This window comes from Neoroseomonas terrae (genome assembly GCF_018129025.1).
GTDB classification, from domain to species: domain Bacteria; phylum Pseudomonadota; class Alphaproteobacteria; order Acetobacterales; family Acetobacteraceae; genus Neoroseomonas; species Neoroseomonas terrae.
Window position 1 is genome coordinate 34706 of record NZ_JAAEDI010000010.1, and the last position, 14542, is coordinate 49247.

16 protein-coding genes are annotated in these 14542 nt (G+C 67.6%); 5 read left to right on the forward strand and 11 right to left on the reverse strand.

All coding sequences use genetic code 11. The features are described from left to right. Positions 1 to 33: 33 nt before the first annotated feature. Positions 34 to 1050, forward strand: coding sequence for a ketopantoate reductase family protein (locus GXW78_RS10495; RefSeq protein ID WP_211868543.1), 1017 nt, complete (start codon positions 34 to 36; stop codon positions 1048 to 1050). A 163-nt stretch (positions 1051 to 1213) separates the two neighbouring features. Here the strand turns inward: GXW78_RS10495 and GXW78_RS10500 are convergent, their stop codons facing one another. The 9 genes from GXW78_RS10500 to GXW78_RS10540 are packed head-to-tail and all read right to left on the reverse strand — an operon-like array spanning position 1214 to position 9370. Continuing rightward, complete coding sequence (locus tag GXW78_RS10500; RefSeq protein WP_211868545.1) at positions 1214 to 2188, reverse strand: Bug family tripartite tricarboxylate transporter substrate binding protein; 975 nt, start codon at positions 2186 to 2188, stop codon at positions 1214 to 1216. A 35-nt stretch (positions 2189 to 2223) separates the two neighbouring features. After that, a complete protein-coding gene (locus GXW78_RS10505; protein ID WP_211868547.1) occupies positions 2224 to 3198 on the reverse strand; it encodes a Bug family tripartite tricarboxylate transporter substrate binding protein in 975 nt (324 codons plus the stop codon). Between the two features lie 10 nt (positions 3199 to 3208). Beyond that, positions 3209 to 3964, reverse strand: coding sequence for an SDR family NAD(P)-dependent oxidoreductase (locus tag GXW78_RS10510; RefSeq protein WP_211868549.1), 756 nt, complete (start codon positions 3962 to 3964; stop codon positions 3209 to 3211). Beyond that, positions 3961 to 4779: an alpha/beta fold hydrolase gene (locus GXW78_RS10515; protein ID WP_211868551.1), complete on the reverse strand. Its 819-nt coding sequence runs from the start codon at positions 4777 to 4779 to the stop codon at positions 3961 to 3963. The genes GXW78_RS10510 and GXW78_RS10515 overlap by 4 nt, the downstream gene beginning before the upstream one ends. Before the next feature lie 29 nt (positions 4780 to 4808). Then, positions 4809 to 6032, reverse strand: a complete 1224-nt coding sequence (locus tag GXW78_RS10520) for an MFS transporter (protein WP_211868553.1) — start codon at positions 6030 to 6032, stop codon at positions 4809 to 4811. Positions 6033 to 6035: 3 nt separating this feature from the next. Beyond that, positions 6036 to 7010: a Bug family tripartite tricarboxylate transporter substrate binding protein gene (locus GXW78_RS10525; RefSeq protein WP_211868555.1), complete on the reverse strand. Its 975-nt coding sequence runs from the start codon at positions 7008 to 7010 to the stop codon at positions 6036 to 6038. A 28-nt stretch (positions 7011 to 7038) separates the two neighbouring features. Then, complete coding sequence (locus GXW78_RS10530) at positions 7039 to 7605, reverse strand: carboxymuconolactone decarboxylase family protein (protein ID WP_211868558.1); 567 nt, start codon at positions 7603 to 7605, stop codon at positions 7039 to 7041. A gap of 3 nt (positions 7606 to 7608) precedes the next feature. Then, positions 7609 to 8580, reverse strand: a complete 972-nt coding sequence (locus GXW78_RS10535; protein WP_211868559.1) for a Bug family tripartite tricarboxylate transporter substrate binding protein — start codon at positions 8578 to 8580, stop codon at positions 7609 to 7611. A gap of 1 nt (position 8581) precedes the next feature. Beyond that, positions 8582 to 9370 carry an SDR family NAD(P)-dependent oxidoreductase gene (locus GXW78_RS10540; RefSeq protein WP_246522033.1) on the reverse strand — a complete coding sequence of 263 codons (789 nt, stop codon included), beginning with the start codon at positions 9368 to 9370 and terminating at the stop codon, positions 8582 to 8584. Positions 9371 to 9678: 308 nt separating this feature from the next. Between GXW78_RS10540 and GXW78_RS10545 the strand changes: the two genes are divergently transcribed. Beyond that, on the forward strand, positions 9679 to 10449 hold the full coding sequence (locus GXW78_RS10545; protein WP_211868561.1) for an IclR family transcriptional regulator: 771 nt from the start codon (positions 9679 to 9681) through the stop codon (positions 10447 to 10449). 18 nt (positions 10450 to 10467) lie between these two features. Here the strand turns inward: GXW78_RS10545 and GXW78_RS10550 are convergent, their stop codons facing one another. Together GXW78_RS10550 and GXW78_RS10555 are read right to left on the reverse strand one after the other, a co-directional pair. Next, positions 10468 to 11316 carry an aspartate/glutamate racemase family protein gene (locus GXW78_RS10550; protein WP_211868564.1) on the reverse strand — a complete coding sequence of 283 codons (849 nt, stop codon included), beginning with the start codon at positions 11314 to 11316 and terminating at the stop codon, positions 10468 to 10470. A 19-nt stretch (positions 11317 to 11335) separates the two neighbouring features. Next, a complete protein-coding gene (locus GXW78_RS10555) occupies positions 11336 to 12037 on the reverse strand; it encodes a GntR family transcriptional regulator (protein WP_211868566.1) in 702 nt (233 codons plus the stop codon). Between GXW78_RS10555 and GXW78_RS10560 the strand changes: the two genes are divergently transcribed. From GXW78_RS10560 to GXW78_RS10570, 3 genes are all read left to right on the forward strand, one after another. After that, positions 12027 to 12653, forward strand: a complete 627-nt coding sequence (locus GXW78_RS10560; RefSeq protein WP_211868568.1) for a carboxymuconolactone decarboxylase family protein — start codon at positions 12027 to 12029, stop codon at positions 12651 to 12653. The genes GXW78_RS10555 and GXW78_RS10560 overlap by 11 nt on opposite strands. A 3-nt stretch (positions 12654 to 12656) precedes the next feature. Beyond that, complete coding sequence (locus GXW78_RS10565; protein WP_211868570.1) at positions 12657 to 13490, forward strand: polysaccharide deacetylase family protein; 834 nt, start codon at positions 12657 to 12659, stop codon at positions 13488 to 13490. Positions 13491 to 13576: 86 nt separating this feature from the next. Then, on the forward strand, positions 13577 to 14542 hold the full coding sequence (locus tag GXW78_RS10570; protein WP_211868572.1) for a Bug family tripartite tricarboxylate transporter substrate binding protein: 966 nt from the start codon (positions 13577 to 13579) through the stop codon (positions 14540 to 14542).

Sequence of the window (14542 nt, forward strand, 5' to 3'; positions counted from 1 at the left end):
AGCGAACTGTACGATGATCATGGGATCTCCTCGATGAACGAATCCGCGCGAACGGACACCGCACCGCTGCTCATCATTGGTGGTGGCGCGGTTGGCGGGTACATAGCCGCGCATCTGACGCGACTTGGCGAGACAGTTGTCTTGTGGGAGCCTTGGGCACCGAATCGCGAGGCGATTGCCGCGAGCGGCTTTGCGGTCAGCGAGCCTTCGGGCGACTTCGTCGCGCATCCCGGGTTGATCGCGGCGGCGGCGGAGGTCCCGGCGCTGGCGCCTCGACTGACTATCCTGTGCAGCAAGCTCGCCGACGCGCCGGCCATCGTCGCGGAGGTCGAGCGCCACTGGCGTGGGACATGGCTGGTCACGCTCAATGCGCTCGCCGATATCGCCATGGCGGAGGAATTGGGCGCTGAGCGCGTGCTGGGATGCATCGTTACCGGCTTCTTCGCCAATCTGACACGGCCCGGCGCGATGCAGCGGCACCGCGCTCGAGGGGACGGCGGTCCTGCGCTGTTCCGCGTGGGCGAGACCGCCGGCCCTGCGACACCACGTGTTCATGCCATCGTCGATCTCCTCGGAGGCATCGACAAGGCCGAGGCGGTCGACGACATGACCGCGGCGCGCTGGACGAAACTGGCCTTCAACTGCATGACATCCGCACTCTCGGCACTGAACCGCCGTCCGATCCGCGATCTCTTTCTCGAACCCACGCTTCGGCAAGAGATGCTGGCTGTGGCTCTGGAAGTCGTATCGGTGGCGGCGGTTGGCGCGGTTCGCCTCGACCCTGTCTGTGGCATTGCTGGCGATACTTGGAAAGCGGCCGCCACGGGAAACGCTGTCAAGCGGGCTGAAGTGGAAGCAGGCTTGATCCGCTACGGCGCCCATATGAACGCCACGGCCATCAGCGGCATGGCGCAGGATCTCAGCCGCGGGCGGCGGACCGAAGTCTCGCTCATCAACGGCGTCGTTGTTGACCATGCGCGGCGTCACGGGGTGCCGGTCCCGGCCAACGACGCGTTGATCGCTCGGCTCGAGGCGCTCACCCCGACCTGACGCAAAAGTCTCTCGCCAACGGCATCGGTCTGGGGCCGATGCCGAGGCGACCGATGCGGCCCGCCGATCGTCCAGCGGCAGCGATGCAAACCGGCGGTTTCCACCTAGCGTCGGAGGGCACGAAAGTACCGACATCAACGCTCCCGAACGGGGTTCTTCGGTATTAGTCCTGTGGTGCGATGCCAGCATCCCGGACAATCCGGTCGAACCTCGTTCGATCGTCTCGGATCAGTTGCGTGAAGGCTTCGGTGCCGAGCTTGCCCGGCACGACGCCGATCGCGGCGTAGCGTTCAGCGAAGGCAGGGGCGTCCAGGATCGGGCGCATCGCCGCGGCGACGCGCTGCACAATCGGGGCCGGCAGGCCGGCCGGCCCGCAAATGCCCCACCAGGCATCCATCGCGAAGCCCGGATAGCCGGACTCTGCCACGGTCGGTACGTCGGGCAGTATCGACAACCGCTCGGTTCCCGATACCGCCAGCACGCGAATGCTGCCGGCGGCAATGTGCGGGAGCGCCGGCGCCACCGACAGGAAGGCACAAGGCACCCGGCCGGTCGTGAGATCGATCAGCGCATCCGCATCACCGCGATACGGAATGTGGTCCAGCGCGATGCCCGTGACGTGCATGAACAGGCTGGTGGTCAAATGTGGGCCGGCTCCGACACCGGAGGAGGCGTAGCTGATCGATCCGGTCGGCCGCGACTTCACATAGGCCACGAACTCCGCGACATTCTGTGCCGGGAAATCCTTGTGGACCATCAGGAAGTAGGGCGACCGGGCGCCGAGCGCGATGGGCGCGAAGTCCCGCACCGGATCCCAGTTCAGCGTGCGGCGGACGCTGGGCGCCAGGACATGGGCACTGGATATCGAGAACAGCGTGTAGCCGTCCGGTGCCGCGCGCGCAGCGGCCTCCGCAGCGATGCCACCGGCGGCACCGGCCCTGTTCTCGACCAGCACCGGCTGTCCCAAAGCGTCCCCGAGCGGCGCCGCGATGCCGCGCATGACAAGATCGTTTGCACCGCCGGCAGGATAGCCCACCAGCAGACGGATGCTGCGCGTGGGCCATGAATCCTGTGCCAGGACCGGTGTGGCAAGGGTGGCGCCGAAGCCGGTCAGCCAGGCGCGTCGCGACACGATCATGGAAGCTCTCCTCGGTTTCGGTGCCAATCCTCGCGTCAGTCGAGTTGCAGATTCAGTGGCTCGATGATGCCGCGCCAGACTTCGACCTGTCGCGCCAGTGAATCCGACATCTCCTGCACCGAACTGCTGCGGGCGTTCTGTACTTGGCTCGCGGCATGCTCGCGGAAGGACGGGCTGTCGACCGCGGCGACGAGCGCCCGGTTCAGCACCTCCATGATCGGTGCTGGCGTCGCAGCGGGCGCAAACAGGGCCAGCCAGGCATCCACCGCGAGGTCCGGATAGCCAATGTCCTTGAAGATCGGGACATCGGGAAGCGGCGGCGCGCGTTCAGGGCTCGCCAGAGCCAGCAGCTTGATCGTGCCGTCGCGGTGATAGGGGACGATGTTGTGGATGCCCTCGAACGTCATGTCGAGCTGACCGCCGAGAATGTCCGTCACCGTCTGCTGGAAGCCGCGATAAGGGACGGACACCATCCGTGTGCCGGTGGCGACCATGAGCTTCTCACCCAGAAGATGGCCGACGCCCCCGGTCCCTGTGTGGCCGAAGGACACGCCATCTGGCCTTGCGCGCGCCTTCTCGACGAGTGCCGGGATGTCACCGGCCACGCGCGGCGGTACGCCAAGCCCGAAATACTGGTCGAGCACCAGACCGACGGGGGTAAAATCGGACAGCTTGTAGGACAGGTTGCGCGTGACGAGCGGTGCGACCAGCATGGTGGACCCGCTGGTGAACAGCAGCGTGTAGCCGTCGGGTCGCGACCGCGCCACGTACTCGGCCCCGATCGCGGTGTTGGCGCCGCTGCGATTCTCGATCACCACCGGCTGGCCCAGCGTCTCAGACATGCGGCGGCCGATTTCCCGCGCCGCGATATCGGTCCCGCCGCCGGCGGAGAAGGGCACGACGATACGGACAGGACGATCCGGGAAAGCCTGCGCGAAGGCCGGGCGGGCGAGCGTTCCGGCCAGTGCCGATCCGAGCGCGGCGCGGCGTGAGATCTTGCTCTCTGTCATCGAAAGGTCCTCAGTTGATGTTCGCGCCGCCATCCACGTCGATGACTTCTCCGGTCATGTACATGGGCGTTGCGGTCGCCAGGAACGTGACGACGACGGCGATGTCCTCCGCCGTGCCGAGGCGAGCGAGCGGTGTTTCCTTGATGACATGGTCAAGATGCGTGCCGAGATTCGTGCGCGTCCGTTCCGTCTCGATTGCGCCGGGGCAGACGGCATTGACCAGGATCGTTGGCGCCAGTTCCCGAGCCAACGCGCGTGTCATGCCGAGAATGCCGGCCTTGGCGGTGCTGTAGGCGAAGCGGCTGACGGAGAAGACGCGCGGCCCGGTATGGGCGGATACGGAGGAGATGTTGACCATCCGCCCTCCGCCGGCAGCGAGCATCACCGGTGCGACCGCCTGGCTCCAGTTGAAGTAGCCCTTCAAGTTCACCGCCATGCCGGAATCCCATTCGGCTTCGGTGATCTCCAGGATACGCTTGGGCTGTGGCACGGCGGCGTTGTTCACCAACACGTCGATCCGACCCCAGCGTGCGGCAATGTCCGCCACATGTTGCCGCGCACCCTCGTAGCTGGAGGTGTCCGCGACGATCGGCATCGCCTCGACGCCGAGCGCGGCGACCTCTTTCGCGGTCTGGGCAAGATCCTCCTCTCGCAGATCCACCAGGGCAATCGCGTGGCCCTGACGGGCCAGGGACAGCGCGATGGCGCGACCGATGCCGCGGGCGGCGCCGGTGACGATCGCGGTGCGCGCGGGCGCCGCGCTCATGCCCCACGCTCCTCGATGAAGCGAAGCGCCTCATGGGCGGAGCGCTCCGGCGCCGCGTCGCCGATGTTGTGCGGCATGCCCTCGAAGACGACGAGTTCTGAATCCGGAATCGCTGCCGCCATCTCCTCGTAGTGGTTGCTGCTGCCGATCGGTTCGTGGCCCGGGGCGACGATCAGCGTCGGGCAGGTGATGCGGGGCAGGTCCTCGGACCAGTCGCGGCTCGCCATATGAGTGACGAAACGGCCGAGATAGGCGGGATCATTGCTGCTGGTCTGCCGGCAGAACCAATCCACGAGGGCCGGGTCCGCGTCCGGGCCGAAGCGGTCTGTGGCAGTGGAGCGCATGAAGGCTTCGAGCCCCATTGCGCCGATGCGTTCGGGCCAGCCTGCCGCCTGCGTACCGCGCAGACCCGGCGTTGAGGCGAAGAGGCTGAGCGTCGCGACGCGCTGCGGGTCCTCGATCGCCAGGCGCTGCCCGACATAACCACCGGCCGACAAACCAACGACGTGCGCGCGCGCGACGCCGAGATGGTCCAGCAGTTCCCGCGCGTCCTGCACCAGCCGCTCTAGGCTGAACGGCAGCGACGCCGGGGGAATCTCCGACCCGCCATGGCCGCGCAGCTCCAGGCTGATCACCGGAAAGCGACGCGCGATGATCGGCAGCCAGGCATACCAGCGGCGATAGGCACCCATGGCCGCGTGCAGCATCAGTATGGGCATGGCGTTCTCACGCCAGGGATCGCTGAAATCGTCCACGCGGTACGCGAGGCGGATGCCGTCGCTGCTGGTCAGGTGAGCCATGGTCGGCGTGAGCATGAGGACGGGCTCCGTCAATCAGTTGGAAGTCAGTCGCTGGTGGGTGCCGGCGCAACGGTGGCCGATCGCAGCAACGGGGCCGCAACTGCCCCGGCGACGATGACGAGTTGCCCCGCGATCACGGCGAAGGAGCCGCCCCAGCTGCCAGTGGCGCCGATCAGCAAGGCGAAGGCCGATGGGCCGACGAGGTAGCCGAGGAAGATCAGCAGGGCGCATCCGGCCGTCGCATCGCCGACCCGGCCGCGCGGCACCAGGCGGGCCACTTCGGCCATGACGATGCCATTCCAGCTCGCAGCCAGGGAGCCCGTCGCACCGGCGAGGATGACCAGGAGCCAGAGCCCGGCGGGCAACAGTGTCAACAGCAGCGTGCATGCCGCCGCGGCAATGGCCTGGATCAACAGGTTGCGCCCCGGACGGCCGGTGCGGTCGGCCAGCCAGCCGAGCACGATGCGCGCGAGCACCCCCGCGGCCTGCATCGCGGCAAAGACGCCGCCGGCCTCGACCAGCGACAGGCCTCGGTCCGTCACCAACCAAGTGACGACGAAGGTGAACAGGCAGCCCTGGACGACCGAAAAGGACATCGCCAGCGCAATCAGCGGCGGCAACCGCGCATCGAGCCGCAAGGCGGCAATGGGTGCCGCCAACATCTGCGCAAGCCCCTTGGCCGCGCCGGTCGGGCGGGGCTCTTCCGGTCGATCGATCGGCCGGCGCTGCGGCTGGATGATGCAGCCGGTAGCGATGGCGACCGCGGCCCCGAGCAGCAGCGCAGCCTGCCAGCCCAGCCAGGCCGCGACCGGCGCGCAGATCAGCCCGGCGAAGGCGCCGCCGAGTGGAGCCCCCGCCTGCTTCACCGAGAAGATCAGCGTGCGGTGCTCGGCCGGCGCGCTATCCTGCAGGATCTGGCTCCCGGCGGGCGCCGCCGGCGCATAGCCGATGCCGAGCAGCAGCGAGGCGAATACCAGCGCCGGCACGCTGCCGCTTGCCGCGATCAGCATGCCCAGCGCCAGTACGGCCGCGCCGATCTGCAAGGTTCGCACCGGTCCGAACCGCGCCAGGACGCCATTCCCCGCGAGCAGGAACAGTACGGTGCCGAGCGCGATGACGGAGGCGAGATTGCCGATTACTTCCGGCCGCAGCCCGGCATCCGCCGTCATCAACGGCGCGATGGCGGGCAGGCTCTGCGTCAGGAAGGACGCGACCGTCTGCACGAGCAGCGTCACCCACAGCGCGGCGATCCAGGATGGACGCGCCATCGCTCAGTCCGGACGGATGCTGCCGGCGCGAATCACCTCCGTGAAGCGCGCCGTGTCGCGCCGGATCGCCTCGCCATAAGTGGCGGGGCCGCCGCCCGCGGGAACGAAGCCAAGATCGTCGAGGCGCTGGCGCAGATCAGGGCGCAGCACCGCCTCGTCGAAGGCGGTGGCAAGCTTCTGAATGATCGCGCCGGGCGTGCCGGCGCGCACCAGCACGCCCCAGTGCGTGTACATGTCCACACCTTGCACGCCGGCCTCGGCGAAGGTCGGGACGTCGGGGAAGGCGCTGGCGCGCCGGTCGCCTGTCACGGCCAGAGCGCGCACGCGACCATCGGCGATATGCGGGCGTGACGCGCTCAGCCCATTGACCGCAAGGGGCACGTGCCCGGCGATGACGTCATTCATCGCCGGGCCCGTGCCGCGATAGGGCAAGTGGGTGATATCCACCCCGGCGGCGGTCTTGAACATCTCCCCGCCCAAATGCGTGGGCGCACCGTTGCCGCCCGAGGCATAGGCGAGCGCGCCCGGTCGCGCCTTCGCCAGCGCGATCAGCTCCTGCAGCGTCCGCGCCGGTACCGACGGGTGGGCCAGCAGCACGATCGGCGCATTGGCCAGAAGCGCAACGGGTGCGAAGTCGCGCGCCGCGTCGTAGGGCAGCGACGGGAACAGCCCCTGATTGATGCAGAAGGTGGAATCGACGGCAAGCAGCGTGTAGCCGTCCGGTTCCGACCGCGCGACCGCCTCGGTGCCGACGATGCTGCCGGCGCCCGGCCGGTTCTCGATCACCAGAGGTTGGCCGAGGCTGCGTGACACATAGGGATCGAGGATACGGATCAGGATGTCCGTGCCGCCGCCCGGCCCGAACGGCACGATGACGCGGATCGGCCGCGACGGGTAAGCAGCCTGGGCCGACGCGCGTCCCGGCAGCGCCAACGCGGCGGATGCTCCGGTCAGGGCGTGGCGGCGGGCGATGCGCATTGGTTTCTTTCCTCTGGTCGACGGATGGTCAGGCTTGGTCGCGTGCGGCGCCGTGAAAGGATACGGCGTCGCTGATCGTATCGGTCGGATCCGGCTGGACTTCCATGCCGATCATGCTCGCCGCGACCATCAGGTAGTAGCCGGCAATGATGTTGACGTCGGTGACCTGCCGCGGAGTGAAATGCTGCAGCAGGTGGTCGAAGACGCCCTGCGGCACACCTTTCAGCGCACCATAGGCGAGCACGTAGTCGGCAAGCGTCGTCTCGGCCGCCGGCAGCCCGGACGGCGTCCTGCCCGCCTGGATCGCCTCGAGCTGCGCATCGCTCAACCCCGCCTTGCGGCCGAGCGGCGCGTGGTGGCGCCACGCATAGTCGATGCCGCGGCCGGTCAGAAGGATGACGATCTCCTTCTGCAACTCGGTCAGCGCCGTGCCGTAGCGACAATAGCCGCCCAGCTCGACGATCGCGCGCAGCCCGGCCGGCGCATGCGCGAAGGACTTCATGACGTTCGACACGATGCCCCGGGTGCGGCGGAACTCGTCGAAGGCCGCCGCAAGCTCCGGAGACTGCGCGGGATCGGCATCGGGAAGGCGCATGTCTCAGTCCTCAACTCGGATGTTGGCGATGCGCACGGCCTCGTTGATCAGGCGCGTGGAATCGACGATCGCCCGCTCCATGACGGGCAAGGCGGGGTCGGCCGGGTCGGCGCCACCGCGTTCCAGCGTCGTGCGCACTTCCTCGACCGCCATGATGCGCGTCATCATGTCGTTGAGCTGGAGGATGATGTCGCGTGGCGTGCCGCGAGGCGCGAGCAGGCCGAACCAGCCGGACACGTTGTATCCGGGTAGCCCTGCTTCCTCCATGGTCGGTACGTCCGGCGCCGAGCCCGCCCGCGTCGGGCCGGTGACGGCGAGCGCCCGGATCCGGCCCGCTTCCCGATGCGGGAGGGCGGGTGCGACCGAACCGAAATACATCTGCACGCGGCCGGCGATGATATCCACCAGCGCCGGCGTATCGCCGCCATAGGGGACATGCGTCATGGTGAGCCCGGCCATGGCGTTGAACAGTTCGGCGGCGAGGTGCGGGGGGTTGCCCACGCCGGAGGACGCAAAGGCAAGCTGGCCCGGCCGCGCCTTCGCGTAGTCGATGAAGCTGCGCACATCCGTCACCGGAAGTGCGGCCGGCACCACCATCATCTGCTGCGTTCGGGCCATGAGCGAGATCGGCGTCAGGTCACCCACCGGGTCGTATCCGAGGTTGGGATACAGCGCCTTGGCCAACGCAATGGCTGACGAGCCGAGCAGCAGCGAATAGCCATCCGGCGCCGAGCGCACGACGTTCTCGAGGCCGATGCGGCCGGCCGCGCCGGCACGATTCTCGACGACGAAGGGCTTGCCCGTCATCTCGCTCATCCGCTGCGCGCAGATGCGCGCATAGATGTCGCTGGCGCCGCCGGCCGGTGCCGGCGCGACGATGCGCACGGGACGGGCCGGCCAGCTCTGGGCAAGGGCCGGGGTCGCGAGGCCGACGGTGCCAAGGACGACGGCTGCGCGGCGCGTGATCGATGCCATCTCAGTAGGCCGAACGCCCGCCATCGGCGGGAATGGTGGCACCTGTGACCATCTTCGACTCCTCTGATGCGAGAAAGAGCGCGATGCTGGCAATGTCCTCCGGACCGCCGACCCAGAAAGGATAATCCTTCAGGCGGCCGGCAGCGTCCTGCCGATCGGGGACGGACCCGGCCTGGCCCGGCGCGCCGATGCTTTCCAGGATTCGCTTGCTGAGAATGCGGCCGGCGGCAATGGCGTTCACGCGCACATGGTCCTTGGCATAGGTGCCGGCCAAAGCGCGGGTCAGCGAGATGATCGCACCCTTTGCCGCGGTGTAGACATGCGCCGGGCTCGCGCCACGCAACGCGGCGCCGGAGGACATGTTCACGACGGAGCCCCCGCCTGACTTGATGATCTCCGGGATGGCATAGCGGCAGGCCAGCATGGTGCCGAGCAGATCGAGCCGCATCGTATGATCGAACACGGTGAGGTCGACGTCAGCGATGAAATCGTCCTCCGGGATCGAGCCGCCGGCAGAGCACATCAGCACGTGCAGTGCGCCGAACTTGGCTACTGTGCTCTCGATGGCGGCGCGAACCTGGTCGTCACTCGATACGTCGGCCCGGACGAAGAAAGCTTCACCGCCGGCGGCGCTGATCTCCGCGACGGTCGCTTCGCCGCGTTCGGGCAGGATGTCGCACACCGCGACGCGCGCACCCTCCTTCGCGAAGGCCAGGGCGGAAGCCGCACCGATGCCACCGATCCCGGCACCAGTAATGAAAGCGACCTTATCGTTCAGGCGAGGCGACATGTCTGGTTCCTGTGCAGTCAGCTTCTGCCGGCGGCCATGCGCATCGCGACGGCGCAGCGGCATTGCGCTACGTTCCGACGAACATCGTCAGCCAGGCATGAGGTCGAGGCGGGGCGCGATCGCTCCGGTTCCACAGCGGTATCCATTCGACGCGCTCCTGCCATCCGAGCGTCCTTCGTCGCGGATCAGCGAACTCCCTGGTCCGCGAGTATGTTCCCGGCCGGGAAGCGATCAAGACGGGACTGCAGCCGAGCGGCACACATCACATATGTGATGCATCCATTCCCTAACGTAATATACTCCGGGGCATGTCAGACGACCGCGTCATCAAGTCCGTCGGCCGGACGCTCGACCTGCTGGAGTATTTCGACGAGGTACGGCGCCCGGTCAGCGTCACGGAGGTCGCGCGGGCGCTGGGCATGCCGCAGTCGAGCAGTTCCGCCCTGCTTCGCAGCATGGTCGCACGCGGCTACTGCGAGGCGGATATGACGGCGCGCCGTTACAGCCCGACATCCCGCGTCACCCTCCTCGGATCCTGGATCGAGGCGCCGCTGTTCGAGGATGGCGCCGTGCTGCGCGTCCTCAACGAAGTGCATGACGCGACGGGCGAACTGGTGTTGCTCGGCGCACTCAGCGGGCTCAAGGTCCGCCACATCTACTCTCTCGCCGCGCGGCAACCTGGACGGCCGAAGACGAGGCGGGGCACGATTCGCCCCCTGGGGCGGTCGGGAATGGGGAACCTGTTCCTCGCGACCTTCCCCGATCGCCAGATCGCCCGGCTGGTTCACCGCATCAATGCGGAGGAACGCAGCATCGCCTATCACATCCATCTGCAGACATTGATGGAGGAGATCGCCGCCATCAGACGGCAAGGCTACGCCGTCGCCCTGGACAAGATGGAAGCCGGCATCGGCGGCGTGAATGTCCTGTTGCCGTCTCTGGGGCGCATGGGCGCCACGGCCGTGGCGGTGTCGACGCTGTCGGAGATCGTCGCGGAGCGCCACGCCGCGCTCTTTGCCCTGATCCGGGCCGCGGTACGTCGCAATCTTCAACAGGACCTGCCGCGCATCGGCCCGTAGCGTCGCCGGCCGCGGCGCCTACACCACCCTGCGCGGCCGCCAGCGGCGCGGCGGATCGCTCGGGAAAGCCAGGCCGCTGGCATCCCGGCCGAGGCGAAGCAGCATGCGTGCCATCTCGATGGCGCAGCTGTAGCCCTCCAGCACCGGCACATCCCATCCGGCCTCACGCAGGCGCGCCTCGATGAGCGGCCGCATCCAGTAGGCCGCCGAGCAGCCAAGGATCAGGGTCTCGGCACCATCCTCGAGGATCGCGGACTCGCCTGCCGCGACGGCAGCGTCCAGCATTGCAGATGGCTCACCGCGCAGGGCGCGCGCCTTCTCCTCGGCAATGGACTGCGGGCCATCATGAGTCGGGCGCGGTAGCGGATGGTTGATGTTGCGGACAGCGACGCAATGCTCGGTGAACCGGTACTGCACGACGAGCTGGGCCATTTGCGTGTTGTGCTGCTCCGATATGTCGATGACGCCGAAGCGATGGCCGAGCATCGTGGCGAGATGCATCTGCGCATGCGCGCAGCTCGTCACGGGAATGCCGTGCCGCCGGCCGATGTCGCGGCATTCGAGAAATCCCGGATCGCCGCCGCCCAGCAGCACGATCGCGTCGTATTGCTTGCTCTCGCACGCCTCACGGACGATCCGGACGCGATTGGCGCCGACGATCAGGAACTCCTCGCGGGTCTCGACCGGCCAGTCCCCATGTGTCGCGCGCGCGCCCGGATGTGCCGTCCATTCCGTATCGGCGAGCAAGTGCGCGACATTCGCATAGTCCATGACCAGCGCCTCACGCGGGCCGTCATGGGGGCGCAGCGCGTAGGCGCCCTCGGACAGCTGGAAGGCGTTCACGAGCAGGAGGCGGGGCGGCTTCATCAGGGGTATCCTTGCACGTCTAGGTTCCGGGCTCATGGCTCGCCATCGCGTCCACCGTCGCCTGGAGATGGGCGATGATGATGGCTTCGGCGCTCGCCGCATCGCGCGCCTCGATGGCCTGGAGCAGCGCCCAATGCTGCTCCCGCTGCCGCTCGATGCCGAGTTCCCGCGCGTGGGCGCGGACGTAGCGGTCCACATTGGTCCGCAACTCGCGGATCTGCTCGATGAGTCGTGGCCAGCGTGACGCCGCGTGGATGCCATCATGGAAGCTTGCATTCAGTGCCATCCAGGCCGCGTCGCGCCGGCGGAGCCGGTCGATGCGCTGCAGGATGCGACGCAGGCCCAGGATCTCGTGCTCCGTGATGTTCGATACGCATCTGGCGACGCAGAGGCGTTCGAGCGCGATCCGGATCCCGAACAGCTCCTCGACATCCGCGGCCGTCAGCCTGGTCACCTCGACACCGCGATACGGCAGGACGGACACCAGCCCCTCGCCTTCGAGTTGCTTCAGCGCATCGCGCACGGGTGTACGGCTGACGCCATGCGCGGTGGCAATTTCATCGATGTCCAGCCGGCTTCCCGCGCCAAGCTCACCGCGAAGAATGCGGTCGCGCAGCACTCGCGCCACTAGCTCCTGCCGGCTCGGAAAGGCTGAGGCACTCTCGATAGGCGCTGCGGTTCGGCGGCGAGAGGGCTTGCGGGTACGATCGGTGTCAGTCATGCTGACTAATATATTACATATCTTTCCTCCGATGGAGAGCCCCCTGCCTTTTCTGCCTGACCCCGACCTTGCCGCGGACCCTGCCCTGGCCGCGACCTTCAGCCGCGTCGAACAAAGCCGTGGCTGGGTCTCCAACGCGATGCGGGCCTTCGCTCATGCGCCGGAGGGATTGAGTGCCTTCTCGGCAGTCGGTCACTATGGCCGCTACGGCACGGCGCTGACGGAGGTGCAGCGTGAGCTGACGATCCTCATCGTCGGCCGTTCGGTGCCGTATGCCTGGACGCATCATGTCCCGCTGGGCCTGCAGGCCGGCATCAGCCAGCAGCAGATCGACACCATCGCGCGCGGCGAGGTGCCCAGCGACCTTCCCAAGGCGGACCGCACTCTGTGCGCCTATGTCTTTGCCTTCCTGGCGGGCAAGGGCACATCGCCCGCGATGGCAGACGCGCTGGGTGCGTCGTTCACGCCGCGCCAGGTCACGGACATCACCCTGCTTGCCGGCTACTACCTCGCGCTCGGCATGAGTATCCTCTCGCTCGGCGTGGAGGTAGAGCCGCCCGAGATCCTGGCCATTGAGCTCGAGTGGCAGCGCAAGCAGGCCAGCAGGAGGGATTGATCCATGTCACGTCACATCGCCTGCCTTTCCTTCGATTTCGATACCTGGTCCGGCTTCGTGGCGCGCGGCATGTCGACCCCGACGCCGGTGTCGCGTGGCGAGTTCGGCGTGATCGGCGCGGGGCGGATTCTCGATCTGCTCGGCAGCCGCGGAATCAAGTCGAGCTGGTATGTGCCCGGCGTCGTCATCAAGACCTATCCGGCCGCCGTAGAGCGCGTGGTCAAGGAAGGCCACGAGATCGGCCACCACGGCTGGAGCCACGTGCCGCCCGCCTGGCTGCCCGCCGATCGCGAGGCCGAGGAGTTCGAACGGGCCGTCGAGACAATCCGTGAACTGACGGGCAAGGGTCCCGTTGGCTATCGGTCACCGTCATGGGACATCAGCGACCGCACGATCGATCTCGTGTTGAAGCATGGCTGCCGCTACGACAGCAGCATGATGGGGCATGATTGCTCGCCCTATTTCGCCCGCCGCGGCGACAAGGTCGCCGCCGACGCGCCAATGGAATTCGGTCCGTTGACGGACCTCGTCGAGATCCCGATCAGCTGGTCGCTCGACGACCATCCGCATTTCGAGTTCATCCGCAGCAAGGACGAGGTCCTGCCCGGGCTCTCCAACGCGAACGCCGTGCTCGAGAACTGGATCGCGGATTTCGAGTATATGCGCCGCACCACGGAGTGGGGGATGCTGGCCTATACCTTCCATCCCTACGTGATCGGCCGCGGCCACCGCATGCTGATCCTCGAGAAGCTGATCGATGAGTTGACCCGCATGGGCGCCGTCTTCCTCACGCTCGACGAGGTCCAGCAGGAATTTCGGGCGCGGTCCGCCGCCTAGGCCGCGCACTGACTCGGGGGCAACGGCCTGCAAGAGCCGCGACACGACCAGCAACGGCTTACGAACCCTTGCTTGCGAGAGACACCATGCGTCGACGCGATGTCGTCCTTCCGTTGCTCCTGTCATTGGCCGCGCCGTCGATCGCGCGCGCTCAGGCATGGCCGGCGCGCCCTATCCGCATCGTGGTGCCCGTGCCGCCCGGTGGCGGCACCGACATCATCAGCCGTCTGCTCCAGCCGCATCTGCAGGAGCGCCTCGGCCAGAGCGTCGTCATCGAGAATCGCCCCGGTGGTGGCAGCACGATCGGCACGACGAACATCGCTCAATCCCCGGGCGACGGCTACTCGCTGCTGATGATCGACAGCGCCATCGCGGTGAATCCGTTCCTCTATGCGCGGCTGTCCTACGATGCCAACCGCGACCTGCAGCCGGTGTCGCTGGTTGCGACGGCGCCCGTCATCCTCGTCACGCATCCATCCTTCCCGCCCCGTAGCGTGCAGGAACTGATCGCCTATGCCCGCGCCAATCCGGGCCGGGTGAACTTCGCGTCCGGCGGCAACGGGGCCTCGACGCATCTCTCCGGCGAGATGCTGCGCTCCGTCGCCAGCATCGACATCGTCCACATTCCCTATCCCGGCACGGGACCCGGCGTCGCCGCGCTGCTCGGCGGCCAGGTGCAGATGATGTTCGCCGGGATCAGCTCGACGCGACAGCATATCGAAGGCGGCGCGCTGCGCGCCCTTGCCGTGACCGGCGCCGATCGCTCACCGGCGGTACCCACCGTCCCGACCTTCTCCGAAGCCGGCCTACCGGCCATGAGCGCGGAGACGATCTGGGGGCTCTGGGCGCCGGCCGCGATGTCACCCGAGATCGGCGAGCGGCTCGCGCGCGAGATCTCGGCGATCCTCGCCATGCCGGAGGTGCAGCGCCGCGCCGTCGAACTTGGCTTCGTGACCGTCGGATCGAGCCCCGCGCAGTTCCGCGAACGCTACGCGCGTGAACTCGCCACATGGGGTCCCATCGTCCGGCAATCAGGTGCTAGGGCCGACTGA